Source organism: Paenibacillus hemerocallicola, assembly GCF_006265175.1.
Taxonomy (GTDB): domain Bacteria; phylum Bacillota; class Bacilli; order Paenibacillales; family NBRC-103111; genus Paenibacillus_AB; species Paenibacillus_AB hemerocallicola.
The window spans coordinates 18,089-43,925 of record NZ_VDCQ01000046.1 but is presented as its reverse complement, the minus strand read 5'-3'; the positions used below and the strand labels follow the sequence as shown (position 1 = coordinate 43,925).

Annotated in this window: 21 protein-coding genes; 14 read left to right on the top strand and 7 right to left on the bottom strand. The window is 55.0% G+C overall.

What is annotated here, in order from left to right:
* The first annotated feature begins 230 nt into the window (after positions 1-230).
* Together FE784_RS26610 and FE784_RS26605 are read left to right on the top strand one after the other, a co-directional pair.
* The gene (locus FE784_RS26610) at positions 231-1,319 is read left to right on the top strand and encodes a Gfo/Idh/MocA family protein (RefSeq protein WP_139605290.1); all 1,089 of its coding nucleotides are present in this window, start codon (positions 231-233) and stop codon (positions 1,317-1,319) included.
* A 70-nt stretch (positions 1,320-1,389) separates the two neighbouring features.
* Positions 1,390-2,358 carry a sugar phosphate isomerase/epimerase family protein gene (locus tag FE784_RS26605; protein ID WP_139605289.1) on the top strand — a complete coding sequence of 323 codons (969 nt, stop codon included), beginning with the start codon at positions 1,390-1,392 and terminating at the stop codon, positions 2,356-2,358.
* A gap of 84 nt (positions 2,359-2,442) precedes the next feature.
* On the opposite strand, the gene FE784_RS26600 is transcribed toward FE784_RS26605, so the two are convergent.
* Complete coding sequence (locus FE784_RS26600) at positions 2,443-3,267, bottom strand: AraC family transcriptional regulator (RefSeq protein ID WP_139605288.1); 825 nt, start codon at positions 3,265-3,267, stop codon at positions 2,443-2,445.
* A 287-nt stretch (positions 3,268-3,554) separates the two neighbouring features.
* Between FE784_RS26600 and FE784_RS26595 the strand changes: the two genes are divergently transcribed.
* Together FE784_RS26595 and FE784_RS26590 are read left to right on the top strand one after the other, a co-directional pair.
* A complete protein-coding gene (locus FE784_RS26595) occupies positions 3,555-4,568 on the top strand; it encodes a permease (RefSeq protein ID WP_176706540.1) in 1,014 nt (337 codons plus the stop codon).
* 27 nt (positions 4,569-4,595) lie between these two features.
* Positions 4,596-5,627 (top strand): TIGR03943 family putative permease subunit, encoded by a 1,032-nt coding sequence (locus tag FE784_RS26590; RefSeq protein WP_139605287.1) that lies wholly within the window; start codon positions 4,596-4,598, stop codon positions 5,625-5,627.
* Between the two features lie 835 nt (positions 5,628-6,462).
* On the opposite strand, the gene FE784_RS26585 is transcribed toward FE784_RS26590, so the two are convergent.
* On the bottom strand, positions 6,463-7,458 hold the full coding sequence (locus FE784_RS26585; RefSeq protein ID WP_246132191.1) for a CobW family GTP-binding protein: 996 nt from the start codon (positions 7,456-7,458) through the stop codon (positions 6,463-6,465).
* Between the two features lie 580 nt (positions 7,459-8,038).
* Here FE784_RS26585 and FE784_RS26580 point away from each other — a divergent pair.
* The 5 genes from FE784_RS26580 to FE784_RS26560 all read left to right on the top strand — a co-directional run bounded on the left by FE784_RS26580 (position 8,039) and on the right by FE784_RS26560 (position 13,841).
* Positions 8,039-9,046, top strand: coding sequence for a radical SAM/SPASM domain-containing protein (locus FE784_RS26580; RefSeq protein ID WP_139605286.1), 1,008 nt, complete (start codon positions 8,039-8,041; stop codon positions 9,044-9,046).
* Positions 9,047-9,177: 131 nt separating this feature from the next.
* Positions 9,178-9,528 (top strand): DUF1002 domain-containing protein, encoded by a 351-nt coding sequence (locus tag FE784_RS26575; RefSeq protein WP_139605285.1) that lies wholly within the window; start codon positions 9,178-9,180, stop codon positions 9,526-9,528.
* Positions 9,529-10,019: 491 nt separating this feature from the next.
* On the top strand, positions 10,020-11,234 hold the full coding sequence (locus tag FE784_RS26570) for a GTP-binding protein (protein ID WP_139605284.1): 1,215 nt from the start codon (positions 10,020-10,022) through the stop codon (positions 11,232-11,234).
* A 257-nt stretch (positions 11,235-11,491) separates the two neighbouring features.
* Positions 11,492-12,190, top strand: coding sequence for a GntR family transcriptional regulator (locus tag FE784_RS26565; RefSeq protein ID WP_139605283.1), 699 nt, complete (start codon positions 11,492-11,494; stop codon positions 12,188-12,190).
* A 223-nt stretch (positions 12,191-12,413) separates the two neighbouring features.
* Positions 12,414-13,841, top strand: a complete 1,428-nt coding sequence (locus FE784_RS26560) for a HEAT repeat domain-containing protein (RefSeq protein WP_246132190.1) — start codon at positions 12,414-12,416, stop codon at positions 13,839-13,841.
* Positions 13,842-14,434: 593 nt separating this feature from the next.
* Here the strand turns inward: FE784_RS26560 and FE784_RS26555 are convergent.
* From FE784_RS26555 to FE784_RS26540, 4 genes are all read right to left on the bottom strand, one after another.
* The gene (locus FE784_RS26555; RefSeq protein ID WP_139605282.1) at positions 14,435-15,046 is read right to left on the bottom strand and encodes a TVP38/TMEM64 family protein; all 612 of its coding nucleotides are present in this window, start codon (positions 15,044-15,046) and stop codon (positions 14,435-14,437) included.
* A gap of 236 nt (positions 15,047-15,282) precedes the next feature.
* Entirely contained in the window at positions 15,283-16,218 is a 936-nt protein-coding gene (locus FE784_RS26550; RefSeq protein WP_218103817.1) for a dihydrodipicolinate synthase family protein, read from the bottom strand.
* Positions 16,215-17,630: a hypothetical protein gene (locus FE784_RS26545; protein ID WP_139605281.1), complete on the bottom strand. Its 1,416-nt coding sequence runs from the start codon at positions 17,628-17,630 to the stop codon at positions 16,215-16,217. The genes FE784_RS26550 and FE784_RS26545 overlap by 4 nt, the downstream gene beginning before the upstream one ends.
* 50 nt (positions 17,631-17,680) lie before the next feature.
* Positions 17,681-19,021: an extracellular solute-binding protein gene (locus tag FE784_RS26540; RefSeq protein ID WP_139605280.1), complete on the bottom strand. Its 1,341-nt coding sequence runs from the start codon at positions 19,019-19,021 to the stop codon at positions 17,681-17,683.
* A gap of 281 nt (positions 19,022-19,302) precedes the next feature.
* Here FE784_RS26540 and FE784_RS26535 point away from each other — a divergent pair, with 281 nt between their 5' ends.
* The 5 genes from FE784_RS26535 to FE784_RS26515 all read left to right on the top strand — a co-directional run bounded on the left by FE784_RS26535 (position 19,303) and on the right by FE784_RS26515 (position 24,468).
* Positions 19,303-20,166, top strand: a complete 864-nt coding sequence (locus FE784_RS26535; RefSeq protein WP_139605279.1) for a helix-turn-helix transcriptional regulator — start codon at positions 19,303-19,305, stop codon at positions 20,164-20,166.
* Positions 20,167-20,259: 93 nt separating this feature from the next.
* Positions 20,260-20,685: a VOC family protein gene (locus FE784_RS26530; protein WP_139605278.1), complete on the top strand. Its 426-nt coding sequence runs from the start codon at positions 20,260-20,262 to the stop codon at positions 20,683-20,685.
* A gap of 152 nt (positions 20,686-20,837) precedes the next feature.
* Entirely contained in the window at positions 20,838-22,787 is a 1,950-nt protein-coding gene (locus tag FE784_RS26525) for a stalk domain-containing protein (RefSeq protein WP_139605277.1), read from the top strand.
* 77 nt (positions 22,788-22,864) lie between these two features.
* The gene (locus tag FE784_RS26520; protein ID WP_139605276.1) at positions 22,865-23,068 is read left to right on the top strand and encodes a hypothetical protein; all 204 of its coding nucleotides are present in this window, start codon (positions 22,865-22,867) and stop codon (positions 23,066-23,068) included.
* A 500-nt stretch (positions 23,069-23,568) separates the two neighbouring features.
* A complete protein-coding gene (locus FE784_RS26515; protein WP_139605275.1) occupies positions 23,569-24,468 on the top strand; it encodes a LysR family transcriptional regulator in 900 nt (299 codons plus the stop codon).
* 506 nt (positions 24,469-24,974) lie between these two features.
* Here the strand turns inward: FE784_RS26515 and FE784_RS26510 are convergent.
* Positions 24,975-25,718, bottom strand: coding sequence for an ABC transporter ATP-binding protein (locus tag FE784_RS26510; protein ID WP_139605274.1), 744 nt, complete (start codon positions 25,716-25,718; stop codon positions 24,975-24,977).
* Positions 25,719-25,837 lie beyond the last annotated feature (119 nt).

The following is a 25,837-nucleotide window of genomic DNA, read 5'->3' as shown; positions in this document are numbered from 1 at the left end:
AATATTTTGACGACCGGGCCATGTGCCGCAAATAGATGGAGTCGCTGAACCCCTTGTGCGTGCTGGCATGTAATCGAATTGGAAATGATGTCCTCCAATAATCGTAGCCAAATAGTTCATCATAGTATCATATACTTCATGTTCAAAGAATAAGCTTTATGATTACATAGAACTGAAAGTTATACAGTCATGCCCATTCGTGAAAGCAAATAGTAGGAGGGTTCCAGTCAATGGCAAACGGGAAATTGAGAGTCGGTATTATCGGAACGGGCGGTATCGCCAACGGCAAGCATATGCCGGCTTTGGCCAAGCTTCCGCAAGTGGAAATGGTCGCGTTCTGCGACATCGAAGAAGAGCGCGCCCATAAAGCGGCCAAGCAATACGGCGTAGAAGGCGCGAAGGTGTATTCGGACTATCGCCAACTGCTCGAAGATACTACGCTTGACGTCGTGCACGTTTGTACGCCGAACGATTCCCATGCGGAAATTTCGATCGCCGCTTTGGAATCCGGCAAGCACGTTATGTGCGAGAAGCCGATGGCGAAGACGGCCGCCGACGCGCGCCGGATGGTCGAAACGGCGAAACGGACAGGCAAGAAGCTGACGATCGGCTACAACAACCGTTATCGTCCGGACAGCTTGCACATGAAGCAGGTTGCCGAGAGCGGACAACTGGGCGAAGTGTACTATGCCAAGGCGCTTGCAATCCGCCGCCGCGCGGTTCCGACATGGGGCGTTTTCCTGGACGAAGAGAAGCAAGGCGGAGGACCGCTCATCGATATCGGTACGCATGCGCTCGATTTGACGCTGTGGATGATGGACAACTACAAGCCGGTCAGTGTTACGGGTTCCGTATTTCACAAGCTCGGCAGCAGAGAAAATGCGGCGAACGCTTGGGGTCCGTGGGATCCGAAGAAATTTACGGTCGAAGACTCGGCATTCGGCTTCATTAAGATGGAGAACGGCGCGACGATCGTCCTGGAATCGAGCTGGGCGCTGAATACGCTGCAAGTCGGCGAAGCGAAAGCAGTGCTCTGCGGTACCGAAGGCGGTGCGGATATGGAGAACGGCCTGCGCATTAACGGCGAGCAGTTCGGCCGCATGTTCGATACGACGGTGAAGACGGATGTCGGCGGCGTAGCTTTCTACGACGGCAAGAAGGAATCCAGCGGCGATTTGGAAGCCCGTCTGTGGGTCGAAGCGCTTCTGAACGATACGGCACCGCTCGTCAAGCCGGAGCAGGCGCTCGTCGTGACGGAAATTCTCGAGGCGCTCTACGAATCCGGACGTACCGGTAAAACGGTTTACTTGAACCAATAATAGCAGCGGACGGATAAAACTACCGCTATACAGACATCATACAAACGGAATTCGGGAGGAGGAATTTGCCATGAAACTGGGTGTATTTACCGTATTGTTCGCCGGTCGTCCCCTGGAGGAAGCGCTGGACTACATCGCCTCCAAAGGGCTGGAGGCGGTCGAGATCGGAACGGGCGGATACCCGGGCAACGCGCATTGCGATCCGGATACGCTGCTCGGCGATTCGTCCAAGCTGAAAGCGTTCAAGCAGGCGGTCGAGTCCCGCGGGCTGACGATCAGCGCCTTGAGCTGCCACGGCAATCCGCTTCATCCGCAGAAGCCGATCGCCAAAGAATTCCACGATGCGTTCGTGAAAACGGTCGATTTGGCCGAGCGGCTCGAAGTGCCTGTCGTGAACACGTTCTCCGGCTGTCCGGGCGACCACGAGGATGCGAAATATCCGAACTGGCCGGTAGCGCCATGGCCGAACGACTATCAGGAAATTTTGACGTGGCAGTGGGAGCAGAAGGTTATTCCGTATTGGAGCGAGTGGGGCCGTTACGCGTCCGACCGCAATGTGAAAATCGGTCTCGAGCTGCACGGCGGATTTTCCGTGCACAGCCCGGGTACGTTGCTCCGCCTGCGCGAAGCGGCGGGCGAGGCGATCGGCGCGAACCTCGATCCGAGCCATATGTGGTGGCAAGGCATCGATCCGGTTCAAGCGGTGCAAATTTTGGGCCGCGCCGGCGCGATCCATCACTTCCATGCGAAGGACACGACGATCGATCCGATCAACGTGAACAAGCACGGCGTAACGGATATGCAGTCGTATTCGCTGATGCTCGACCGGGCATGGCAGTTCCGCACCGTCGGCTTCGGACACGATCTGAAGACGTGGGCGGACATTTTGAGCGCGCTTCGTCTGGTCGGTTACGACTATGTGGTCAGCATCGAGCACGAAGACGGCTTGATGTCGGTCGACGAAGGCTTTACGAAAGCGGTCGGCAATTTGCAGCAGGTGCTGCTGCGGGAGCCGCTCGGGCAAATGTGGTGGGTGTAAGGTAACAGCTGCGGCAAACGCTTCTCCGATTCGTTCGGGGGAGCGTTTTTTTCGGTACACAAACGCGCATGAGGTCCGCTCCGCTTAGTCTATCAAGTTCGCTTCTTCCTCGCGGTACTCCTTCGGGCTAAGACCATACCTGGCGCGAAACACGCGGAAAAAATACGTATAGCTGTTGAAGCCGGACATTTCGGCGATTTGCTCAAGCGACATTTTGCTGAACAGGATTCGTTCCCGGGCGATCGACAGGCGAATGTGCTGCACGTACTGCATGATCGTCTGGTTGAATACCGATTTGAACAGATGGACGGCGCGGGATACGCTCAAGTCCACGTGGGAGGCGACGTCCTCGATTTTAAGCGGCGACAGCGCATGCTCCTCGATATACCGTTTCATCTCGTAGGCGAGAAACGATTTTCCTTTGCCCGATACGTTCTGCTGCTCATGGCTCGCCCGTTCGACCGTCAGGCAGAATAGCCGCAAATAATATTCGGCCATTTCTTTGGCCGGCGCTTTGCCTCTGCGCTGCTCCAATATCGTTTGGCGGCACAGGTGCAGCACGTTCTCGTTGATCGGCAGCTTCAGCTTCTGCTGCTTGGCCGTCCGGCTCCACCATTCCTCGAGCCAGGCGCCACGGCAAAAAAAGTAATAATCCCCGCTCGTCACGCCGAGTTCCCCGTTCTGCTGCAGCTCCTCTTCGATCCGCAAATCATACTGATCCTTCGGCTTGAACAGCAGAAGATCTCCGGGAACGATCAACTGCACTTGTCCGTCCACGAGCGCCCGGCAGCACCCCTCGACTTGAAACCGGATCAAATAGTTGCGCAGCCCTCGGGTCGATTTGACATAAAACGGCTTTGAATGATGAGAGTAGCCCGCCGACAGTACTTCACAAGCAAGCGAGTTCATAATGGACCTCCGAATCGTAGGAAGGAACCGTATACAGGCTCCTGATCCTCTTCAACATAGCAGAATCGATTCCGGTCTGCAATTGCTGCGAAGCACGCTTGCGTTCGGCAGCGTATTATTCCGTGAGTTCCCATTTCACTTTCGCAATTTGCGTAAGTTTTCCAAGTCCAAGGTAGATATCAGTAATAATTACTGTTAAAATGGGAATTGCGGGACAATTGGATACCCCGTCGATCATTACGATGTCTGAACGGGAGGCTTGCAACTTGCGTTCTGCCCTTTCCCAAATGGCGCTTCACGGTTTTTTTCTGCTGCTGATCAGCTTTCTGATTATTATGGCGATGAATCCGGGCGTGCTGGTCAGCCTGGAAGATTTCAAGCTCCCCGCCGTGCAGAGCATTCAGTCGTTCAAGACGATGTTCGTCAGCATCGTGCTGGAAGCGCTGCCCTTTATCGTCATGGGGGTGCTCGTATCCTCGTTCGTGCAAATTTTTATCCCGGAAAGCTGGATTCGCCGATTTGCCCCGAAAAATCCGCTGCTCGGCATCTTGTTCGCCTGCCTGCTCGGCTTCCTGTTCCCGGTATGCGAATGCGGCATGATTCCGGTCATCCGCAGGCTCATCGTGAAAGGAATGCCGCTATATATCGGCGTCGTCTTCATTCTGGTCGGCCCGATCGTCAATCCGATCGTCTATGCGGCGACCTTCATGGCGTTCCGGAATCGCCCGGAGCTGCTGTATTCGAGAATGGGGCTGGCATTGTTCGTCGGCGCCGCAATCGGGCTTATCGTTTATTTTTTCGTGAAAAAAAGCGTGTTGAAGCACAGCGCGGCGACGCTTTACGGCTCTTCCGCCGACGATACGGGCGCCGGAGAGCATAAGCATGCCCGGGGCAATCCGTTTTTCGCGATGCTGGAGCATGCCGGATCGGAATTTTTCGATATGGGCAAATATTTGATATTCGGTTCGGTCGTAGCGGCCGCGATCCAGACGTTCGTGCCGCGCGCCGGCTTGCTCGAGATCGGACAGGACCCGCTGTTCTCGCACTTTTTCATGATGGGCTTGGCGTTTGTGCTGTCGCTGTGCTCGACGTCCGACGCTTTCGTGGCCGCTTCCTTCGCCAATACGTTCTCTGCCGGCTCGCTGCTGACGTTCATGGTGTTCGGGCCGATGCTCGATCTGAAGACGACGCTTATGCTTGGTACCGTATTCCGCGTTCGGTTTGTGCTTATGCTGTGCATGCTCGTCGCGGTTTTCGTGTTTTTGGGGGCGACAATCGCCGGGCAGCTTGCGCTGCGGTAAAGTTGCGGGTCAAAGGAGGAGTTCGATATGGTCGAAAACCGTTCGCTAACCGTTCACTATTTGTTTCGCGCGGTCATTATGGCGGGATTTTCGTTTTATGTGCTGCACCTGGTCAAAGCCGGGAGTCTGGTGTATTATATCGCTCCGCGAATGGAAGTGTACGTGAAGTGTGCAGCCATCGCCTTGTTCGTGATCGCCCTGTACCAGGGGTTTCTCGGGCTGCGTTCCTTTTTCGGCAAAGCCGAAGCGGCATGCGATTGCGAGCATGCGCCGCCTGCTTCGATCGTTCGGAACATTTGGCTGTACGGCCTGTTTTTGCTGCCGCTGACACTCGGCTTCCTGCTGCCGGACAAGCTGATGGGCAGTGACGTCGTGGCGATGAAGGGAATGAACTTGAGCGGAGGCAACGGGGCAGCGAAGGCGGGGGGACGGGCGGCCGGTTCCGGTACGGCCGCAGCAGGGCAGACGGCTTCAGCAGGGGCGGTTCAAGCTCCCGAGTCTGTGGCGCCCGAGCAGCCGGTATCGGCTGAAGAAGCGGCGGCTAAAGGGGGTGTGTCTTCCGCAGCCGGGACCGGGACGAGTCCGACGGCCGACGAGGAGCTGAAGCGGCTGTTCGAGGCCGATGATTTCAGCAAGCCGTTCGTTTCCCTCGGCATAAAGCTGTACAAGCAGGATCGGATCGTCATCAAGGAAAACGGCTTCATGGAGCTTTTGACGGCCGTGGATTTGTTTCTGGACCGGTATATCGGCAAGAAGATGGAAATTACCGGATTCGTCTATCGCGAACCGGACATGAAGGAAAACCAATTCGTCGTATCGCGGCTCGCCATGATGTGCTGCTCCGCCGATTCGTCGCCCTACGGCGTCCTGGTGGAAGGCGCCACGGCCAAGACGCTCAGCAAAGATGCGTGGGTGAAAATCGTCGGCACGATCGGCACGACGAAGTATAAGGACATCGAGATCATGAAGCTGGACGCGACGAGCATCGAGAGCATTCAGGCGCCGGAGACGCCGTACGTGTATCCGTACTACGAGGATTTCGAGAAGCTGGCGGATTAGCGCTCGAACATCGGTTTCAACCTTATTTCCTTTAGCGAGCCGGATTTCGACCGGAGTTCATCCGTCAACGCCGCAAATAAGGTCGGTTTCAGCACTATCCGCGTCGTTTTCCCGCTTCGTGCCGACTTTAGCGCTCGTTTCAACCTTATTTCCTTCAGCGGGCCGGATTTCGACCGGAATTCATCCGTTAACGCCGCAAATAAGGTTGGTTTCAGCACTATCCGCGTCGTTTTCCCGCTTCGCGCCGATTTTAGCGCTCGTTTCAACCTTATTCCTTCCAGCGAGCCGGATTTCGACCGGAATTCACCCGTCAACGCCGCAAATAAGGTCGGTTTCAGCACTATCCGCGTCGTTTTCCCGCTTCGGGCCGGCAATAATGCCGGTTTCAACCTTATTTCTGTCTTCCCGCTTCATCGTGGGCCAAGCCGGCCTATGCGGTAACTCGAACATACCTTTTTTGTAATCCGGAAGGAGCGTTTGGAGCACATACCTTCCGGATTACAGCCAGTAAAGTGCCACGATAGCAGTCTTTTGCACCTCTAAATTGATGTTTTCGATATGACTGGCCACAAATAGGAGGTGCGGGCAGCTCTTATTTGTGGCGTATTGCCGATTTTGGACCGACTACTCGTCAAATATCAGTCCCGAATCGCTCTTATTTCGCCGAAATGACCACCCTTATTCGTCGTCTGCCGGCGCCGAGAAACCCGGTCAGCTCCGTAACCGGAATTCGCGTATCGACTAGTCCCGCATCGGACAGGACGGATTGCTACTTAACCACCGAATTAATACGTAAATATTACAATTTATACAATAGATTCCCGCAAAAACGATGTCAATCGAAGATCCGGTGCCATTGCTCCGTCAGCCGTTCCGCGTCCAGATCGAGGCCGATAAACACGACATACGGCTCCCCGTCGTAACGGGACCTCTCCCATACCGTCCGTCCGCCGGCAAATTGCATCAAATATACGGAGTCGTCGCCCTCGAAGCGCAAATACCCTTTCGCCCTCAGCAGACGATCTTCCCAAGCGCGCAAACATTTTTCCACGCGGGAGCGGGAGGTGCCGCCTTCTCGGGGCCAAGGGAGCGAGATCGTCTGGATGCGCGAGAACGATTTCGTTTCCTGCTGCTTCACGACCGTCGCTACTCCGCGAATCGCCACCTTTGGCGTTTTGGGCACCTGCGTCGACACTATGGCAGAGGTTGCGGATTCGATATCGGCAAACAACGGGCTCATGTCGAAACGGCTTTGCGTCGTCGGATAGATCGGGGCGCGATCGTTGTATTTGCGGATCGTTTTCTCGATTTTGAGCTGTTTGGCGGACGGGATCAAATCGGTTTTGTTGAGCAGCAGCCGGTCGGCGACCTCGATTTGCCGCCTCAGCGTGCGCACGAGCTGCTTGTCGGCGGCGAAGATGCTGTTGTAGTCGAGAATATGCTCGCCGTCCAGCACGGTGACGACCTGTCTCAAGTACAGCTCATCTAGCAGCCCGGGCTCGGTGATCGTCTCGGCGATTTCCTCGGGATTGGCGACACCGGTCAGCTCGATTACGATCAGGTCCGGCTTTTGGGCCGACAACGTCTTCAAGGCGTCGAGCAGCTCTCCTTTTTTGCTGCAGCAGACGCAGCCGTCCAACAGCTTCTGCACCGAGGCGTTCGCATGCTCCTCCAAAATTTGTCCGTCGACATCGAGCTTGCCAAGCTCGTTCATCAGCACGCCCGGCCGCAAGCCGCGTCCTGCCGCCTCCTCCAGCAGACGGAGCAGCAGCGTCGTTTTGCCGCTTCCGAGAAAACCGCTGATGATGAGGGCCGGTATTCGCACATTCATATCGATATCATTCCTTTCGATGGCTTATGTAGTAAATTTTACGATTTTTTATCGACTGTTACAAATGGGTACAACAAGGAATGTATATGACGGGGAGCGGGGAAGCATGCATGAACGGCCGAACGAGCCTGCAACGAATGAGGTTCAACCCGTGTCGTGCGGCGACCCAGGCGCGGTAAGCTGCGCCCGTTGCGAGAGTGGCCGCAGTCAGGCGCTTTACAGCGGTACGCTTGCAGCATTTGTCGGATCCGAGTAGTGCGGAAAGCCCTTTCAATCGATTCCATATAGTTCCATAATCATTCGAAGTCTGTCGGCGGAAATGGATCGAATGGCATACGGATCGGGAGAAATCGTGCGTTATAACGCACGATTCCGCAGCATAAATTACACCGAAATGCTTATTACGGAATAGTGAGTAGTTCCCATGACAGCCTTTCGAGCAGCTTGTTATAGTGAAGGTGAATCATGCATGTTTCATTTTATACATGGATGTAGTTCACCGATCATGCTTCGTACATAAGGCATTCCTACATACGGTCGTCTCATTTTTCCCGGGAAGGAGGAGATTCGGATTACGCTGGTGGAGGAGCTGCAGCTGACGGAAACTAGCCTGCGGGGACACGTTCGCATACAAGATCTCGTTTTCAGCTTGACGAGGCAATGCAACGCGTTCTGCGATATTTGCTGCAATGACGATGGCCCTTCGAAAAGGGGCGTGATCGACATTAGCGGCGTCAGGCAGTGGATACACGATTTCTCCGAATACGTGCCTTATTGCAAAACGGCGGGCTTTACGGGCGGGGAAGTGTTTCTCCGTTATGACGAAATGCTGGAGATCCATAGGCATTTGTACGATTACGGCTTTCTGACCTCGATTACGACCAACGGGTTCTGGGGCAACAATCCCGAGCTCGCACGCCGTCGGCTGCAGGAGCTGCGGGCGCTCGGCTTGGTGGAAGTGGCCGTATCGATGGACGAAAGCCATTCGGTCTGGGTCAATCCGAAGCACGCGGCGACGGCAGCGAAAACGGCGCTCGAGGTCGGCCTTGCAGTGTCCATAACGAGCAATTTCACAAGCCCGGGCAAAAGCGCCAAAGACTATTTCGAGCCGGAATGGCACGAGCGCCTTATATGGGACGAGAACTGCTACGTGCTGCCGGTCGGCAGGGCGAAGCAGCTCCCGCGGCTCGTCAACACCCGGATTCCGCGAGACGATCAGCTGTTTTGTCCGCGCGTACAAATGGTTATCCAGCCGAACGGCGACGTAGATCCATGCTGCTCGGTCTGTTTGGACGACGGCGTGTTCGTGGTCGGCAATCTGTACCGGCAGACGATGCCGGAGGTGCTGACGAACATGCTGGGCGACGTTTATTTGAAGGTCATTACCCATCGCGGCCTCGAGGAGCTCGAACGGATCGTCCAGCGGTACCACCCCGAGTGGAAGCTGCCGCCGCGGGAGCATTCGGTATGCCACATGTGCAACGGCTTGCGCTCGCAATCCGATTTCTGGATGGTGGAGGATGCCATGCGCCGATACGGTATGGAAATTTTGCTGAACAACTTGGCTGCCGCCAAAAAGACCTCATAGCTGCTGTACACCTCTGACGGCACTTCCCGCAAATGCCGGACTCTGCTTCGCGCCTCTCGACACCTCTTGCCCAATTCCGTCATATTGCGACCCTAGCGACATCATGCAATTATAAAATGGGAGGAATACCAATGTCCGATAAAGGAATGGATGAATTGGGAAAGCTGCTCGCCTCGGATCCGGAATTGCAGAAAGCGGCTTTGTCCGGCATGCAGAAGGCGGTACAGGAGCAAATTAACAGCAAAAATTTGCGGGTGAGCACCGAGGCTATGCAGAGCTTGGGCCAGATGGCCGCGCTCCCGTCCGGAAATCCCGTAGCGGACGATTATGTAGCCCGGGTAGCCAGCAGCGTAATCGCCGTCGTCAAGACGAAAGTCATCGATCTGGCGCACGATATGGCGCAACTGCACGAAATTCAGAACCGCATCAACGATAAAATAGGCGGAATGAATTTGAATATCAATAATAAAATCGGACGGTAGTATAGCGCGTCGCGCCACGACTTCCAGACGATCCGAATCCCCTCGGACTATGCAGTCCGGGGGATTTGTTCGTTCGCGAGAATCGGAAGCCATGAAAGGAGAGGCGTACTTTTTCCGGAGGGCGGAGATGGGGGAGGAATGGGCATTCTGCGGATGGCATTGACGTAGACTCGCTATGCTGATATAGTTTAATTGTAATAATTACTTATAAGACTCCAAGGCGCACGGCAAGTCCGAATGCAAGGGATTGCGTACGCAAAAAGCGCCGAAGGCGGAAAACCGGACAAAACGCGTTTGGTTACGTCCGAAGTGAACGATAGCTATGAATTTCCGCCAAGGAATCGAACAACCGGTAATGTCCAATCAAAAGGATTGGAAGCCGTGATGAAACGAATGACGATTCCCGCCATGGATAAATGGCGAATGGTCCAGTAGCCGCTTTTTCCACCTTATAAAATCGTAAAAATTACTTTTAAAGGAGAGCTTGAAAGATGAATAATGCCGACAAAATACCCGTAACCGTCCTGAGCGGATATTTGGGAGCGGGAAAAACGACCGTATTGAACCATGTGCTGAACAACCGCAACGGGCTGAAGGTTGCCGTTATCGTCAACGATCTTAGCGAGGTGAACATCGACGCCGGATTGATCAAGGAAGGCGGCGGCTTATCGCGTACGAACGAGAAGCTGGTCGAGATGTCGAACGGCTGCATTTGCTGCACGTTGCGGGAGGACTTGCTGCGGGAGGTAGAGAAGCTGGCCAAGGAGGGGCGTTTCGACTACATTTTGATCGAATCGACCGGAGTGGGAGAGCCTGTGCCGGTAGCCCAGACGTTTACTTATATAGACGAGGAGCACGGAATCGACCTGACCCGGTTTTGCCGGCTCGATTGCATGGTCACCGTCGTCGACGCGTACCGGTTCTGGCACGACTTTTCTTCGGGCGAGACGCTGCTGGAGCGCGATCAGGCGGTAGGGGAGGACGATACGCGGGAAGTGGTCGATTTGCTGATCGATCAGATCGAGTTTTGCGACGTGCTCCTGCTGAATAAATGCGATAAGGTGGACGAGGACGATCTGGTCGAGCTGGAGGCCGTGCTTCGCAAGCTGCAGCCGAGAGCGAAACTGCTCCGCACCGTGCAAGGTCAAGTCGACCCGTCGACAATCCTGAACACCGGCCTGTTCGATTTCGACGAAGCGAGCTCGTCCGCAGGCTGGATCAAGGAGCTGGAGAAGCCGGTCCACACGCCGGAAACGGAGGAATACGGCATATCCTCATTTGTGTACGAGCGCAACAAGCCGTTCCATCCCGAGAGATTGATGCAATGGATGTCCGATTGGCCGGAGGAAATCGTCCGGGCGAAAGGCATGGTATGGCTCGCCACCCGCAACGATATGGCGCAAAACTTGAGCCAGGCGGGACCTTCCATCCAATTCGGGCCGGCCGGCTACTGGGTCGCCGCGCTGCCGGAGGAGGAGAAGCGGCGGCTGATGGCGGAGGATGATGCATTGCGGAACGAGTGGGACCCGGTATACGGCGACCGAATCAACAAAGTCGTCCTGATCGGCATCGGGATGGACCGGGCGCGTCTCTCCGCCTCGCTGGACGGCTGCTTGCTGACCGACGACGAGTTGGATGCGGATTGGAACGCCTTTCCCGACGAATTCCCGAATGCGGCGATGGAAGAGGTCGAAATGCTACACTAAAGGAGGCAGAGGGCAGCCGGACGGTTCACGGAGTTGGAGAGTGAGGAGAGAGCTCCTTATCACGGCATGCATGCCATAAATATAATGAAACAAGGGTCGCGTTCGCGCGGCCTTTTTTGCATATTCAAAATAAGAGACGCGATCCGTTCAGCCCTTCACGATCCGCGGCTTTGTTGTTGATCCTCTCTATTTGCTATATAATATATATATGTTATATATAATGAATAATACTCCATACTTCCAAAGGTGAACCGACCATGAATGAAACTAACCGTGCGGCATCGACCAATAAGCAAAACTTAAGTGCAGATATCGTGAAGTTCATCAAACAAAAGATTATCGTCGGCGAATTAGACCCGGGCGATCGGATCGTGGAGACGTCACTGGCCCGCGAGCTCGGTGTCAGCCAAACACCGATTCGCGAAGCGATCCGCCAGTTGGCAGGAGAAGGGATAGTCACCCTGGTTCCGAAAAAAGGACCGGTCATTAACACGTTAAGCGAAAGAGACGTGTTCGAGCATTATTCGTTCCGCTCCGTTCTGGAGGGAATGGCGATCCGATTGGCCGTTCAAAATGTGTCCAATAAAGATATCAAACATTTGGAACAATTTTATGAGGATATGAAAAAGAAGCTTGACGACGACACGATCGAATCTCTCCAGCAGGATTCCGGTTATATTCACCACTATATCTACATGCTTTCCAAGCACTCCGTCTTAGTGTCCATGCTTCATATTATTTCCTTTCGAAATCAGTTGGTGAACCGGATCGTCGGACGCAAGTTCAGCAAAGAAAAGGAAGTGTCCGAGCACGGGGAGCTGATCGAGGCTCTCAAGCAGGGCGACCCCGATCATGCGGAAAAAGTGATGAGGGAGCATATCCGCCGTGCCTATAGGGATTATATGGACATCGGTCCGGTTACCCGGTTGGAGCTTGCCCAGAACGAATGGATCTGATTGCAGGTGTCCTTCAAACAAAAATTGGAACCAAAAGCCGTCGGCATGATCATGATGCCGTACGGTTTTTTTTGTATAACGGTACCGTGCTCATCAAGTGGATTTTTTATTTTATATAATAACAATAAATATTATATAATCTTATTGAATAGTGTAAAATCGTATTGTATAATCACCTTGTGATCAAATATTATATATAATATTTTATGGGAGGTATCATGCATTGATCGATACCAAATATTTATTGACCGACGAACAGATGGCCCAATTCATCTCACACGGCTATGTACAGCTTCAAACCGATTTTTCGCAGCAATTTCATCAAGCCGTATTGCAGAAAATGAATGAGGTATATGCGAGCGAAGGAAATCTGGGTAACAATCTGGTGCCGCGTATACCGGAAATCCAACAGTTTTTCGAGCATCCGACCGTTAGAGGAGCCCTGACCAGCATCTTGGGACCCGACTACATCATGCATGCCCACCGGCACGGCCATTTTAACCGCGCGGGAAGCAAGGGCATAGCATGGCATAAAGACAACTACTGGGGGAACGAGAAAATACGAAATCATCATCCTTGGTCGGCTATGATCTTTTACTACCCGCAGGATGTAACGGAAGATATGGGCCCCTCCAGCATTATGCCGGGGACGCATAACCACTACAAACTGTCCGATGACGGTTCCGAGTATAAGCTCCCCATAACCGGAAAAGCGGGGACAATGGCGTTGATCGCCTATGACATTTGGCATACGGCAATGCCGAACACTTCCGCAATCGACCGGTATATGCTGAAATTTCTGTTTTTCCGTCTGGAAGCGCCCAAGCATCCGAGCTGGAACAATCGGCGGAAAGTATGGGAGCCATCGTCGAACAAGCTCCCGATCATGGACCATAGCCTCATGTGGGAGCACGTCTGGAGTTGGCTATCCGGATCATCGGCCTTGAAACGTTCCACAAATGAGGCTGCCCGGGCTCACGGAGAATCGGACGGCAGATCCATCCAGCAATTGGCCGATTGCTTGTCCTATGAATCCGATGAAGCCTCGTCTCTGGACGCTGCATACGCTTTGGCATCACTAGGGCAAGATGCTATTTCGGCTCTTATTGGCGGGTTGCGGCACCCTTCCCCAACGGTCGTCCGAACTTCCGCGTACGGGTTGGCTGCCGCAGGAGCTGAAGCGCTTCCGGCGCTCGTCGAAGCTTTGGATGTTCCGAGCGAGAATCGTGATGCCCCCGGGTATATCGCCTATGCACTGGGAGAAATCGGGGAATCGGCTTCCCATGCCGTACCGAGACTGATCGAACTGCTGCAAGACGATTCCGCATTCGTCCGAATGCATGCCATCGAAGCATTGGGCATGATCAGACAGCCGGCGGAGCTGCTTGTTCCCGCATTAGGTGAAGCGCTGCAGGACGAAGACGATTACGCACGCTTTACGGCAGGATTATCTCTCGCTCGACTTGGGGCGGAAGCAGGTGATGCGGTTCCTGCATTGAAAAGGGCGCTGGACGATCCGAATCGTTACGTATCGGCCATAGCGTCCACCGCCCTTCAACGCATCCGAAGCGACGAAGCATTAGACGTCCTGCTTCCATTTTTGCAGACGGCCCGGTGGTGTCCGAAAACAACGGTAAAAAGCATGTACTGATCGGACACGCCCGGGAATATTTCCGGCGCATATTCTTTCTGACACCTGGAAATCCGGACTCCCAGGACAAGCGGGGTTAACGTGGTTAAAGTTAGGGGTTAACGTGGTTAAAGTTAGCATAGTTGAAGATTAGTGCAGTCTGAGGATATTGCGTGTCGCTAACTCAAGCGTGGTTTGAGCATATTGGGCGGTTTACGCGCCTTAGCGGAAGTTCTGATTCCGCTATGTACGGGCGTGCGGAAGGAATAGTTCCGCTAAGGCTCGCGACAGGGGCGTTCGTGGGGGGAAAGGGAACATTTATTTCCGTTATTGGGTGAAAACAGTCGCAGGTCAGCTGTATTTTTGAGAATAGAGGAAAATATTGTTCCCTTACGCCCGGGTTGGACGGCTTTCAAAAGAAATAGAGGAACTAATTGTTCCCCGTGGCATCCTGCCATATCGGCACGAGGGTCGGCCATCGAACCATCAGCCATCGAACCATGAGCCATCGAGCCATCAGCCATCGAACCAAAGCCATCGAGCCATCAGCCGTCGAACCATTAGCCGTCGAACCATCAGCCATCGAGCCCATCCGCCTTCGCGCCGCTCTCGCACTACGCTCTTCTCGTCCAGATGCGGTAACCGATCCAGCTGCATGCCAGCAGGACGGCATAGACGCCGATGACGATCAGCGCGTTATGGAGATTGACGAAGAGCTGATTGCCCAAGTAAGAGAACAGCAAAATGCTCGGTATTTTCCCCAAAGCGGAGGCGATGGCGTAAGTGGGCATCCTTATCGACAGGAAGGCCGGATACACATTCACTAGCGCCTGAGGCAGAACGGGAATCAAGCGCGCCGCCAAAATGATGGCGAACGGGTGCTTCTCCATCAGCTTGGCGATTTTGTCCATGCGTTCGAATTTTGCCAAGTATGCCCTGCCCCGCTTTTGAAAGCCGGCTCGCACGAGCATATACAGCATGACCGACGCGACCGACGCCGCGGACCAGCTGACCAGAAAGCCGAGCAGCGGACCGTACATATACCCGAATGTGCCGATGACGATTTTATACGGCAGCACGGGAAAGAGGACGAAGCATAAGGCGACTCCGAAAGCGACGAACGGGGAGGGCTGATGATGTGCCATCCAATCGGCAATTTCATCTTTATACGCAAAGAAGCAGGCTATCGCGATCGCGTATGGGACGGCCAGCTGCCATATTTTCATAAGTTCCCACCAATCTGATGCAAAATTCGCGCCGTCTCGAACGCCGATACGTCGGACCGACCGCCGCAGCCATGAAATGCCGCCGCTCGACGGGAGGGAGGCGCATGTACCCGGCAGCCGTCCAAGACGAATGCGTCCAAGCTTACGATTAGTATACAGGCAAAAGGAAGCCGACGCGAAAAAACCTTCGCCGCGGCTGCACGGCCGTTCGACGAAGGCGTATCGGAAGCACCGCGCTACGAAACGATGGTGCGTTCCGCTTTGACGTTCCCGGTATACTCCATTATTTTCGCTTTCAGCGCCGCCGCCCGTTCCATGTCCGACTCTCCGAGCGGCAGCAAAGGCAGCCGGGGTTCCCCGCAGTCCAGTCCGCGCAAACCCATAATGGCTTTGCAGGCGCCGTACAGAGAAGGGAAGGACAGAAGCTCGACGATGATCGCATTGACCCGGGTCTGCCATTCCAGCGCTTCTTCCATGCGGCTATCGACGAAGCATCGCTCGATGTGGAGGAACAGCTCCGGCATGACGCCGTACGTGCCGCCGATCCCGCCGTCGGCCCCGATGCTGCGCCCGGCCAAATACTGCTCGTCCGGTCCGTTCAGGACGAGGAAGTCCGGACCTCCGGCGGCTTTGAACTGCTGCAGCTCGAAGGCGCTCTCGGACGATATTTTTACGCCGATCACTCGTTCATGGGCCGCCATCTTGGACAGCAGCGACGTCGTAAGCTGAAAGCCCGTCGTTTGCGGAATATGGTAGATGATAAAAGGCAGCTTCGTGCTGTCGATCATCGCTCGCCAATGCCGTTCGACACCGGCCGGGGGCAGCCGGTAATAAATGGCCGGTACGGCCGAGATCGCATCGGCGCCTACGGACTCCGCGTGAATGGACAGCTCGACGCTGTCCCGGGTGGATGGAGCGCCGACGTGAACGATCACCGTCAATTCGCCTCCGACCTCCTCCATGACGGCTTCGAGCGCGAGCTTGCGTTCCGCCACGCTTTGCAGTATGCCTTCGCCGGTGCTGCCTCCGACATAAAGCCCTTTGACGCCCGTACCGGCATAATGGCGGGCAAGCCTCTTGACCGATTCCGGGCATACGTTGCCGTCCTCATCGTAGCATGCGTACATGGCGACGATAATACCTTTGAATTTGTTCAGGTCATAGGTGCTCACCGTTGTCTCATCTCCCCTGCGTAAAGCTTGGCGTTTTTCACCCGGAAGCGGATCGTAAAGCCTGCATCCGGCATGCCTATTTCGCCGTTCTGCTCCCACGATGCCGTTCCGCCGGTCGTCGTTTCCGTTATTGTCCGGAACTGCTCGAAGCGATAGCCGTCCACAGGCTTTCCGGACCGATCGCGGATCTCCGCCTTCACATAGCCGTTATCCCATACGTCGGCCGTCAAGTGAAGCCGTCTGCTGCCCGTCATTTTCAGCACCGAGGTTTCCAGACAGCCCTCGCGCGAAAGGTCGCTCGGCTCGTACCCGGCAAAACGGTCAAGGCCGATCGAAGCGACGCATAGGCCCGTTTCCCGGAAATTCGTATGCTGTCCGTTGCCGCCCATGTAGTACAGATCGATCCGGTCCGGATGGAAGACGGGAACGCTCGGGTAGATGCAGCCGCTATCGCAGTCGCCGTCGGGATATTCGCCCGCTCCGCGCGGAATAAACGGCGTTCCCGGACATATCCGGTTCCATGTAATCGTATCGCCGCTATAGGTCAGCTCGCAGTCGACTTTGTCCCAATGTGCAAGCTCCCGATCCCCGTCGCGATAAATGGCGGCGAGTCCGATATATAGATTCCCGTAACGGAAAATCGGCATCGAATAAATTTGGTCGTCCGAACCGATTCCCCGATACACTTCCGCCGGCTTGCTCCAATGGATGAAATCGTCGCTTTCGCTGCGGACGACGACGCGCACTCCTTGGTTCCAGTGGCGGGAAATCAAAATATATTTCCCGGAATGCCCGTCCCGGAAGGCGAAATTGTGCGTATCGGCTTTAATGAGCCGCTCTTTCGGCTCCCACGGGATCGGTTCGCGCCAATGAATGCCGTCCGCCGAGAAAGAGGCGGCGAGCAATCTCGGCTCGTCGTCGAGACGCAGCATCATTTTGTACCGTTTGCCCGGATCGGTTTCCCGCTCGTCCCGGAATACGGATGCCCCATGGGCGTTGCGCATGATCAGGTTATTGTCCGAATCGCCTGCGAACTGGACCGTGCCGAGAGACGGCTTGACCCATTCCGTGCCGTCCTTGGAGTAGGCGTACGCGAGAGAGGTTTCGCGTCCCGGCTTCGGTACGTATTGGCTGCCCCGGCGCGCTTCCGGCGGTGTGTTTGCCGAAACGTCATCTTTGCTGAACAACGTATAATAGCACCGGTACAACCCATACTCCGCATCGTAAAATACGTTCGGATATCCGTTGTCGTAGCGCGCTTCCCATGGACGCGGCGGCTCGGAGAAAAAATCTTCTTTAAACAGCGGGTTTTGGGGACTCTTCGCGACATCTCCGGGCTTTAGCGACATATTCGTAATGGACTTCGTAACGGCCGTATCGAAAAATAAAAACTTGTCATCCGTAATCAGCATGAGCTTCCTCCGCGATCGTGTAGTGTCCGCCATGTTGTCCACGGCATCGTTTATTTGCTGTTTTTGCCGCGTATCGCCTGATTCGCCTGCTCCTCGGCTTTGCGCAAGGCGGTGTTCGCGTCGGTTTGCAGCAGCGCCATTTCCTCGACGGCCGTTTTGATGAACGGAGCGATATCATCCTTGTACTTGGAGTAGTCGGAAGGGACCAGCGGCGCATTCGGAACTTTAAAAATGGCGGCTATGTTCTTTCCCCGGAACACGCCGGAATCTTGGGCGAACGCCTGCTTGACGGCGGTATCCTTCAGCACGCTGATTCGGCCTGCTTTGCTGATGGCCAGCTGCGCTTCGTCGGTCAGCAGCGTCTTCATCACCCAGTACGCCGCCTCCTTATGCTTGCTCGACTGGGACACGACGAGCATATGGAAATCGACGGGATTGCCTACGTTCGGGCGATCTTTATACGTCGGATAGGCGGCGAGATCCCATTTGAACACGGGCTGCGCGGCTCGAATCTGGGTCAAGTGCGAGGCGATATAGCCCGTATACATCGCAATATTTTGATCTTTGAAAAAATCGTCGTTCCCATAAGCGTATTTGCTAGGTTGTCCGGGGGCTTGATTTTGCTGGATGAGCCCGGGTATTTGATAAAATTTTTGCAGCAGGGCGGCGACATGCTTGAAGCCGTCCGAGGTCAGCAGCGCATTCTCGCCTTTCGCGTCCACGCTGGAGGCTCCATATTGCCGGAACGCGTTCACGATCGTCCAAGCGGGAGCGCCGCCGACATACTGGCGACCCTGCTCATTGCGGGTCAACCTTTGGGACAATTCCAGAAAATCTTCCCACGTCATCGTATCTTTGGGGTAGGGAACTCCGAATTTATCAAAAAGATCTTGATTGTAAATGGTCGCCCCGTGGTTCATCCCGAACGGCAAGCCGAAGATGGCCCCGTTTTGGCCGAAGCCCCGGATAGCCCCGACTACCGCCGGTTCGATCCGGTTCAAGTCGATCCGGAACGTTTGGACCATCGGGCTTAAGTCGCCCGGAACGTCCAGCTCCAAATATTTCATCAATGCGCTGTGGCTCGTCGCTACCAGATCCGGAGGCGAGCCTGCGGCGAGCAAGCTTTCGATTTTGTCCTTCGCGAACGTTAAACGGATATCGGGATGCTTTGCTTGAATCAGCTCTACAATCGCTTTTTTTATTGCCTCGTCCGTGGCGATTCCCGAATTTTCATCTTTGATGACGAGCTCCACGGGGCCGCCCGTATACGTATCGGCGGCTGCCTTCTTGGCGTCTTCGGCAGGCCGGGCGCGGTCCGGGCCGCAGCCCGAAACGGCGAAAGCGATTGCAATGGCCGTTGCCGTCAGGACATGCTTGCTTATGCCGGGCATGGAACGTTCCCCCTTATTTCATCGTTGCAGAAAGCGATAAATTCGATAAGACGTCAAGCGAATTTACGGCTTCCTGTACCAAGAATGCCTCCGCTCAATCGCGTTTGCTTGTTCTTGGAGGTACTCGATTCATGTTTTTCTATTGTCGGCGCCGACATCTTTATTGTATGGTGAAGACAGCTTCGATAAAATGCTAAAAGTGACTATTATATTGCGTTTAGTGATTGGGAGAAGAAGACGATACCGCTTGCGCATGCAACAGATTACAGGAGGACCGCACGATGGATATCCCAAAGCGAAAGCCCCGATATGCTTCCATTTCGTCCGACTTTATGATTTTTCACCATTACGACGAGCGGATCAGTAAAGCGGGGCCGCATCGGCACGATTTTCATGAAATCTTCCTGCTGTTGTCCGGCGAAGTTTCTTATGTCGTCGATGACCGGAAATATAAAATGTACCCGGGCGATATGCTCCTGATCCACGCGGGCGTTACGCATTACCCGATCATTAACGACGACCGGAAAGTGTACAATCGCATGGTGCTGTGGATCAAAAAGGACTATTTGAATTCGCTGTGCACGGAGGAAACCGATCTGCGCTCCTGTTTCACGGCGGACAGCAGCATCCGGATCATTACGCCGGACGTCACGACGTACGGGAGCATAAAGGCTGCATTCGATTACTTGTACCAGCATGTCCATATGGATTTCTACGGCAAAGACATTATGCTGCGCTCTTATTTGGAGCAGCTGCTCGTGTTGATTAACGGGATTAACCGTCATTTCAGCGTGTTGTTCGAGACGGACGATATCGAGAAAGATTTGCTGATCGATTCGGTATTGAATTATATTTCCCGAAACTTCCAGAACGATCTGTCTCTCGATCAAATCGCGGAAAGATTTTATTTGAACAAATACCATCTGAACCGCAGATTCCGCAAATTTACGGGAGTGACGATGTACAAATTCATTACCGAGAAACGTCTGGAATACGCCAAGGTGCTGATCGTACGCGGCATTCCGATCACGGAAGTATACAAGCATTGCGGCTTCGGCGACTATTGCAATTTTTACCGGCTGTTCAAGAACAAGTTCGGGATCAGTCCGAAGCGGTATTTCGCCATAGCTTTTCAGGAGGAATAGGCGACAAGACTTATTGACACGGGAACGCGCGTTCGGTATGGTGGAGATGTAAATATTATGCAGACGCATGCGAAAGAGAGGCGAGTGACCCGAATGAACGGTACTGAGACGAAGAAGGCTTTGTTGAAGCGGATCGATTGCGCCTATGTGCCCGTGTCCGATGCGGCGGCCGCTGCAGAATGGTACGGGCGGGTGCTCGGCTTGAAGCTGCGTTCCGCGGTGCAGCCGGGCCGTGGCGCGATAATGATTATGGGCGACGGCCAGTGGCTGTTCCTGCTGCCTAGCCCGGGCATGACTCCGCTTACGTTCGACACGACCGGCTGGGGGGAAGAGGGGGAAACGTTCGAGATGTTCCCGCTCTGCTTCGAGACGGAAGACATCCGGTCGCTTCACGATTCTTTGCAGGCCTCCGGCGTCTGGGTGGAGGACGGGATCCGCGACGAAGGCGGCTGCGGATTTCAGATCAATTTCAAAGATCCCGACGGCAATAAGTATCAAGCCTGGCAGCAGCCGAAGTGACGTGCGGACGATTCTGTCGATTTGAGTAATGCCAAGCCCCCATGGTTCGCTCATGAGGGGCCGTTTTTGGCGTCCGCCGGAGCGGAAGTGCAACCTTTTGTTTCCAGTCGAGTCAAATGATTATATACAATTTGCAAAGGAGAGCTGTATAGATGTGGAGGAAAAGGATGCTTCTCGCGGCCGTTGCGGTCATTCCCTTGCTCGGCTTCCCGCTGGCGGGGAATGGTTCTGCTTCTGCGGAAGCGGCTGGAGCGCGCGTGTTCGAGCCGGACACGCTTCGTATCCCTGCAGTCATCTCTCTCTTGGCCGGAACGCCGACGTACGCCGATCCGGCAGGAGAATCCACGGGCTGGCTGGAAGCGCAGGACGGCGTTCGCGTTATTCGCGGCGAATACGGCTGGTCCCGGGGATACAGCTGGTGGCTCGTCTCGACTCCGGGGGGAGAGACGTGGATTCATCCCGAACCGTGGAACGTCGATGTTCCGCCGCCCGGGAAGCTGACGCTATTCGAAGAAACGCCGATTTACGCGTCCCAGGACGAGTCGGCGGGGCCTACGGCCGTTCTCGCTCCGCAGGAAGTGGAGGTGACCGGCGCGCAGAAGCAATGGTTTTACGCCAACGGTCCGCAAGAGAAGCGCTGGGTCCGGATTCGCACCTCGTGGCTCGGCGACCAATGGGTTCATTTGCCGGTGAAGCGAATCGGTTATGTCAAGCCTGCGGACTACTACGTCTATCACTTGAGCGAAGTGCTGCTGGACGATCCGAACTACGAAGGACCGATGGGCTCGATGGCCGGTCCCAAATTCGAATCGGCGCTCAACCGTACGATGCGCGTCACGGGCGAATTCGTGTCGGCCTATGACAAACGGTACCAGGTCGAGACGGAGAAGGGGCCGAAGTATACGCTGGCGCAAGGAAGGCCGGTCGTACGGGTGGACGAACCGGTTACGCTGAAGTCCGATACTCCCGCCTATGGCACATTAGGTTATCAGTCGGGGTGGATGACGGTGTTGGGGCCGCAGACATTGACCGCCTTCGAGAAGCTGGAGGGCTCGACCACGTACCATGTGCATACGGAGCTGGGAGACAGATGGGTCGACACCGCCGATTCGGAGCCTGCGGATACGATCGAAGCGGACTTTGCCATAGAGCTGAGCGGCCCTCACGAGCTGTTCCGATTTCCGGGCGGCCGTTTCCAGATCGCAGGCGCCACGTTGAGCGACCGAATCGTGCGGCCATCCGCATATTGGGTCGACAAGGAAGAGACGTTGTGGTTTGTGCTGCGGACGGGAACCGGAACCGCGTGGTTCAAGCTGAATCCGGCCCGCGACCGGATCCGGCCGTTGACGGGCGTGCCGACGGCGCAGATCGCGTTTCGGGAAACCGTCCTCGATACGGTGAAAGTGAACGGACAGGAGCTGTCGGTCAGAGGGACCGCCATTGGCTATCTGAAGGAAGGAACCCCTTATTTGTCTCTGCGTTATTTGGCCGAACGTTTCGGTTTCCGGGAGGACAGGGAGGAGAGTTCGCGCTCGGTGACTCTCGCAAGCGCAAGTGAGCCGTACTCTTTCCGATTGGAGCCGGGAAGCACGGAAGCGGCGACATATTGGGACGGCAAGGAGGAGGATCGGCTCCAGCTGCGGGAAGCGCCGGTAGAGGCGGACGGGGACATTTGGTTGAACGGGGAAGACGCGCAGCATATGGCGGGATTGTCGATCGACTGGTTCGAGGGCGGGCAATTTTTCTACTTGTTCCGGGACGAGTACGATGTGGAGCTGCCGGACTTGCCGGCGACAGCACGCGGCACGACACTGGACATATCCGCTTACCGGTACGAGCGTTGGATCGGTCCGAACTATGCGAAGCCGAAAGCTTCGCCGCTGCTTACGATCCGCAGCCGGACGACCGGAACCGATGGCGCCGTCCCGGACGGTACAACAGCAGCGAATATCGGCAAACCGGACTACCAGATCGCGCTTGTGCGGCAGTTCGCATCCGCAGCCTTGGCGCCGGGAGCGAATGCTTTTATCGTAGAGGTTAAGGTCGGCTCCAGAATATTGGCGCGGCAAGATGCGGAGGTTGCCGCAGAGTCTGCCCGCTGAATCCGATCCTTTGCAACAGAAACGTATCGTGCGCTGTCACGTATAGCATCGCATAGGAATTTCGGGAGGTGCAAGGTTTGGGCAACAGCTTTTACCACAAAGTCGGCGCCGCCTTCCTGTTCGCCGCCGCTCTGATCTACACGACGGAACGAATAGGGCATAAAATGGCGGGACTCGCCGTTAGCGAAATGCCTGGTTTTTTCGGCAATGTGTTCGTACCCGTTTTTTCGCTCATCGGCATCGTTATTTTCGTATTCGGATTCCCCGGCGGCAGACGTTAATCGTTAATCGGGAAGGAGGCGTTAACCGATCATGATCCTGATTCTGAAAGCGGCGTTTATTCTGCTAGGAGCGGCGGTTCCGGCGTATGCGGCCTTTAAGCACCGATTGTGGAGAAGCATGTAGGTGCTGTTACGCAATAACGTTTCTGAATACAGCCCCGATTTGCTCGCTGCTTTCTGCGGTAGACGAATACGGGATAGCTCCACTGCTTTTTTATGGAGAAAAGTTCGTTCTATGGAATACGGCCATCCTCTCGCAGGGTGGCTGTTTTCGTTTGGATATCTCGAGCGAGTCCGGGAGGCCAAACGGAACGATTAGTTCCTTTACCCAGGCCCCCCAACTACCCAACCTCCCACATTCGACTACCAAACCCCACCAACCGCCCACCCAATCGATTCATCTATCGACATTCTAATTGACAATGATTATTATTTTCATTAAACTTTTTTGTGAAGAGATTGCTCTGCTCTAACAAGCCGGATAAGCGAGGTGAGTTTACTTGAAGACGCTGGAACGGCTGGAAACATTTCTGGTTGTCGCCGAATGCGGTTCTTATACGGAAGCGGCCAAACGGCTGTACTGCTCGCAGCCGACGATCAGCCACCATATTCAGCAGTTGGAGGAGCAGTTTCATGCCGACCTGTTTCATCGGGCGGGCAAGCAGGTGCGGTTGACGGAACAGGGCGAAATCGTACTGGACTATGCGAAGCGGATGACCGGTCTCGTACGGGAAGCCTCGATAAAGGTGAAGCAATCGCTCAGCCGGCAGGAGCGCATATTGTCCGTGTACGTCAGCAATTACATTTCCGGCTACTATTTCCCCGGTATTTTGACTCATTACCACCGCTCTTTTCCCGAACAGCTGCTGGAAATATACACGTACTGCTATGACGATCTACGACGTTCGTTGCTGGACGGAAAAACGAATCTGGCGTTTCTGCCCATTTATCCGGAGGATAACCAGCTCCATACTCAATTCGATGCGTTCACGTTGTTCGAGGAAGAACTAGCGCTCGTCGTTCCGGCAGGACATCCTTGGACGAGCCGCAAAATTTTGTATATGAGAGATTTGCAGGGCGAGACGATTTTGCTGCCGCAAAGCCGGTATATGTGCCAATACATCGAAGACCAATTGCGGCGGCATGGCGTAACGGTACGGTTTTTGCAAATGAGCAATTTCGGCATGATCAAAGAATCGGTCAAGGCGGGGCTCGGCATCGCATTTCTGCCGGGCGAGGTGATCAAGGCGGAGATGGACAGAGGAGAGCTCGCTCCCGTCCGCGTGTCGTCGCTGGCGATCAAGCGCAAAAACGGCTTCGTCATCCGCAAACAAAAGCAGCTTACCGAAGAGGAGCTCACGTTTTGCCGCGAGGTGGAGACTTATTTCCGCGCGCAATAGGCATGTAAGAGCCTTGTGACGAACGCCATGAAGCGCTGAGACGAGTCTTGGAGAGAGTCGAGTCTACCGGGAGTCGGGTCTGCGGCGAATGTCTAGTCAGTGGCGAGAGTTGCAGATCGCGAGTGAAAGTCGAACTGCAGTTTGCACCTGTAGCTTGTGATCGATAGAGGAACTCCATTCCGCTATATGTTTCATTTTCCGGAATTCCCCGCAATAAAGGAACTGGCTTCCGTTAAACTGCCGACTGAGCGGTCCAAAAGCTCGGCAGACGCCATATAGCGGAACGCAGTTCCTTTATTGTTAGACCAAGCTACCCATTCGAGCGTATAGCGGATTTCCGGTGCGTTAAATCCGCAGCACAGTCTTCTATTATGCGGGGGATGGATAAATGATCCGCAGGACTGCTGCCCGTAATCGGGATCGGTGTTCATAGCGGAAGGATTTCTTATTGCTCGGATTGCTTGGCAACCGCCCATTTATGGATTGCATATATGCGTTGATGTGGATTAGGAGTAAGAACAGGCGTCCAGCAGCGCTCTCGTGTAGTCCGAGTTCGGCGCTCCCAGTACGGACTCCGTATAGCCCTCCTCCACGACGGCCCCGTCCTTCATGACCGCCAAGCGGTCGGCGAAGCCGGGAATCGTCTCCAGCCTGTGCGTAATGTACAAAATGGACATGCTCTGCTCGCGCTTCAAGGCGAGGAGCAGGTTCAATATATCCCGCTCCGTCGTCGGATCGAGCGCGGACGTGATCTCGTCGGCGATCAACAGAGCCGGCGACATCGAGAGCGCCCGCGCGATCGCGATGCGCTGCTTCTGGCCCCCCGAGCATTCGGAAGGGCGCCGTTCCAGCAGTTCCCGCGGCAGACGTACCCGCTCCAGCAGCTCGCCGGCTAACCGGAACGCCTCGGATCGTTCGACGCGCTGGAGCAGAAGCGGCTCGGCTACGATTTCCTTGACCTTCCAATACGGGTTCATCGAACGATCCGGATTCTGGAATACGAGCTGCACTTGCCGTCGCCTATCCGCCGCCGCTTGCCCGGACCCGTCCCAGTGCCACACGACCCGGCCTTCCGTAGGCTTCTGCAGCCCGACGATCAGCTCGGCCAGCGTCGATTTGCCCGAGCCGCTCTCCCCGATAAGCGCGAAAATTTCATCCTCGAGCAGGGAGAGGGAGACGTCGCGGATGGCGGTGACGATCCGATCCCGGTCGCCGAACCGTTTCGTTACGCGCTGCAAGTCCAGTATCATAAGACCCTGTTCACTCCTTTATTTTCAGTTTCAATCCCCGTGTTCGTACGCTTTGACGTTGTTGCCGCAAATGCTTCAGCTGCTGAGAAAAGTCGATCCGGCTGCGTTTTGTGCCATCG

What these genes read in the sequence shown, in the direction of transcription:
- FE784_RS26535 (WP_139605279.1), top strand. Translation starts at nt 19,303, where the DNA reads ATGGATATCCCAAAGCGAAAGCCCCGATATGCTTCCATTTCGTCCGAC.
- FE784_RS26545 (WP_139605281.1), bottom strand. Translation starts at nt 17,630, where the DNA reads ATGCTGATTACGGATGACAAGTTTTTATTTTTCGATACGGCCGTTACG.
- FE784_RS26530 (WP_139605278.1), top strand. Translation starts at nt 20,260, where the DNA reads ATGAACGGTACTGAGACGAAGAAGGCTTTGTTGAAGCGGATCGATTGC.
- FE784_RS26565 (WP_139605283.1), top strand. Translation starts at nt 11,492, where the DNA reads ATGAATGAAACTAACCGTGCGGCATCGACCAATAAGCAAAACTTAAGT.
- FE784_RS26595 (WP_176706540.1), top strand. Translation starts at nt 3,555, where the DNA reads ATGGCGCTTCACGGTTTTTTTCTGCTGCTGATCAGCTTTCTGATTATT.
- FE784_RS26610 (WP_139605290.1), top strand. Translation starts at nt 231, where the DNA reads ATGGCAAACGGGAAATTGAGAGTCGGTATTATCGGAACGGGCGGTATC.
- FE784_RS26590 (WP_139605287.1), top strand. Translation starts at nt 4,596, where the DNA reads ATGGTCGAAAACCGTTCGCTAACCGTTCACTATTTGTTTCGCGCGGTC.
- FE784_RS26605 (WP_139605289.1), top strand. Translation starts at nt 1,390, where the DNA reads ATGAAACTGGGTGTATTTACCGTATTGTTCGCCGGTCGTCCCCTGGAG.
- FE784_RS26585 (WP_246132191.1), bottom strand. Translation starts at nt 7,458, where the DNA reads ATGAATGTGCGAATACCGGCCCTCATCATCAGCGGTTTTCTCGGAAGC.
- FE784_RS26555 (WP_139605282.1), bottom strand. Translation starts at nt 15,046, where the DNA reads ATGAAAATATGGCAGCTGGCCGTCCCATACGCGATCGCGATAGCCTGC.
- FE784_RS26600 (WP_139605288.1), bottom strand. Translation starts at nt 3,267, where the DNA reads ATGAACTCGCTTGCTTGTGAAGTACTGTCGGCGGGCTACTCTCATCAT.
- FE784_RS26570 (WP_139605284.1), top strand. Translation starts at nt 10,020, where the DNA reads ATGAATAATGCCGACAAAATACCCGTAACCGTCCTGAGCGGATATTTG.
- FE784_RS26575 (WP_139605285.1), top strand. Translation starts at nt 9,178, where the DNA reads ATGTCCGATAAAGGAATGGATGAATTGGGAAAGCTGCTCGCCTCGGAT.
- FE784_RS26525 (WP_139605277.1), top strand. Translation starts at nt 20,838, where the DNA reads ATGTGGAGGAAAAGGATGCTTCTCGCGGCCGTTGCGGTCATTCCCTTG.
- FE784_RS26540 (WP_139605280.1), bottom strand. Translation starts at nt 19,021, where the DNA reads ATGCCCGGCATAAGCAAGCATGTCCTGACGGCAACGGCCATTGCAATC.
- FE784_RS26510 (WP_139605274.1), bottom strand. Translation starts at nt 25,718, where the DNA reads ATGATACTGGACTTGCAGCGCGTAACGAAACGGTTCGGCGACCGGGAT.